The sequence below is a fragment of the Vibrio sp. MED222 genome (assembly GCF_000153005.1).
Classification (GTDB): domain Bacteria; phylum Pseudomonadota; class Gammaproteobacteria; order Enterobacterales; family Vibrionaceae; genus Vibrio; species Vibrio tasmaniensis_A.
On the sequence record NZ_CH902616.1, the window covers coordinates 1 to 1,755 of the forward strand.

A 1,755-nucleotide genomic window follows, 5' to 3' on the forward strand; every position below is an offset into this window, starting at 1 on the left:
TGTTGTCTTCGTCGTGTGCGTGTACTTTAGTCGTGCGTTTGATGAACTTACCGTAAATTGGGTGTTTTACAGTACGCTCAATAGCAACAACGATAGACTTGTCCATCTTGTCACTTACTACACGGCCTTGCTGGATGCGGTTAGTTTCGCTCATTATGCGCCTGCCTTTTCAGTCAAAACAGTTTTCACACGTGCGATGTCACGGCGTACAGCTTTTAGAGTATGAGTTTGCTGTAGTTGACCAGTTGCAGCTTGCATGCGCAAGTTGAACTGTTCACGTAGCAAATTCAATAGCTCAGCGTTAAGCTCTTCAACGTTCTTTTCGCGTAGATCTTGTGCTTTCATCACATCACCTGCTTAGTTACAAAAGTAGTTTTAACAGGCAGTTTACGTGCCGCTAGGCGGAACGCTTCACGTGCCAACTCTTCAGGTACGCCATTCATCTCGTACATAACTTTGCCTGGTTGGATTTGAGCAACCCAGTACGCAACTGAACCTTTACCTTTACCTTGACGAACTTCAAGAGGCTTTTCAGTAATCGGTTTGTCTGGGAAAACACGGATCCAGATTTGACCTTGACGCTTAATGTGACGTGTCATAGCACGACGTGCCGCTTCGATTTGACGTGCAGTCAGACGACCACGGCCAACAGCTTTAAGACCGAATTCGCCGAAGCTTACTTCAGTACCTTTAGCTAGACCACGGTTACGACCAGTCATAACCTTGCGGAACTTAGTACGTTTTGGTTGTAGCATCGTTCGACTCCTTACTTACGGCCTTTACGCTGCTTCTTAGGCTTATCGCCTTTTGGCTCTACTGCGTTAGCAGCTGGCATACCGCCTAGAATCTCACCTTTGAAGATCCAAACTTTAATGCCGATCACACCGTATTGGGTGTGAGCCGAAGAAGTTGCGTAATCAATGTCTGCACGTAGAGTGTGTAGAGGCACACGGCCTTCACGGTACCACTCTGAACGTGCGATTTCAGCACCGCCAAGACGGCCGCCTACTTGTACTTTGATGCCTTTAGCGCCTAGACGCATAGCATTTTGTACCGCACGCTTCATTGCACGACGGAACATAACACGACGCTCTAGTTGAGACGCGATGCTATCAGCTACAAGCTGACCATCTAGCTCAGGCTTACGTACTTCAGCGATGTTAATTTGCGCTGGTACACCTGCGATTTTAGCTACAGCTGCGCGTAGCTTCTCTACGTCTTCACCTTTCTTACCGATAACAACGCCAGGACGAGCTGTGTGAATAGTCACACGGATGCTCTTCGCTGGACGCTCGATAACGATACGAGATAATGATGCTTTTTGTAGTTCCTTGGTAAGGAACTGACGTACCTTGAAGTCGCCGTCTAGGTTGTCAGCGAATTCGTTGGTATTAGCAAACCATGTAGCATTCCAAGGCTTAACGATGCCAAGACGAATACCATTAGGATGTACTTTCTGACCCATTGCTTACTCTCCTAGTCTTTAGCGATCTGCTACAACAATAGTGATGTGGCTTGAACGCTTCAAGATACGATCCGCACGACCTTTAGCACGAGGCATAATACGCTTCATGATAGGGCCCTCATCTACGAAGATTTTAGCGACATTTAGATCGTCGATATCTGCACCTTCGTTATGTTCCGCGTTAGCGATAGCTGACTCAAGAACTTTCTTAACTAGTACAGCAGCTTTTTTGTTGCTGAAAGTTAGAATTTCTAGAGCCTGGTCTACCGACTTACCGCGAATTTGGTCTG

The 1,755-nt window shown here is 46.9% G+C and carries 5 protein-coding genes; all 5 read right to left on the reverse strand.

The annotated features are described in order from the left end of the window. Positions 1–154, reverse strand: a 154-nt coding sequence (gene rpsQ, locus MED222_RS00445; protein ID WP_009849003.1) for a 30S ribosomal protein S17, incomplete at its 3' end; no start/stop codon positions are given. Beyond that, positions 154–345 carry a 50S ribosomal protein L29 gene (gene rpmC / locus MED222_RS00440; RefSeq protein ID WP_004736737.1) on the reverse strand — a complete coding sequence of 64 codons (192 nt, stop codon included), beginning with the start codon at positions 343–345 and terminating at the stop codon, positions 154–156. The genes rpmC and rpsQ, both read right to left, overlap by 1 nt. Beyond that, positions 345–755 (reverse strand): 50S ribosomal protein L16, encoded by a 411-nt coding sequence (rplP, locus tag MED222_RS00435; RefSeq protein ID WP_004736736.1) that lies wholly within the window; start codon positions 753–755, stop codon positions 345–347. The genes rpmC and rplP overlap by 1 nt, the downstream gene beginning before the upstream one ends. A gap of 11 nt (positions 756–766) precedes the next feature. Next, the gene (gene rpsC, locus MED222_RS00430; RefSeq protein ID WP_004736734.1) at positions 767–1,465 is read right to left on the reverse strand and encodes a 30S ribosomal protein S3; all 699 of its coding nucleotides are present in this window, start codon (positions 1,463–1,465) and stop codon (positions 767–769) included. Between the two features lie 18 nt (positions 1,466–1,483). Continuing rightward, positions 1,484–1,755: 50S ribosomal protein L22 (gene rplV, locus MED222_RS00425; protein ID WP_009849004.1), on the reverse strand; the 272-nt coding region annotated here is incomplete at its 5' end.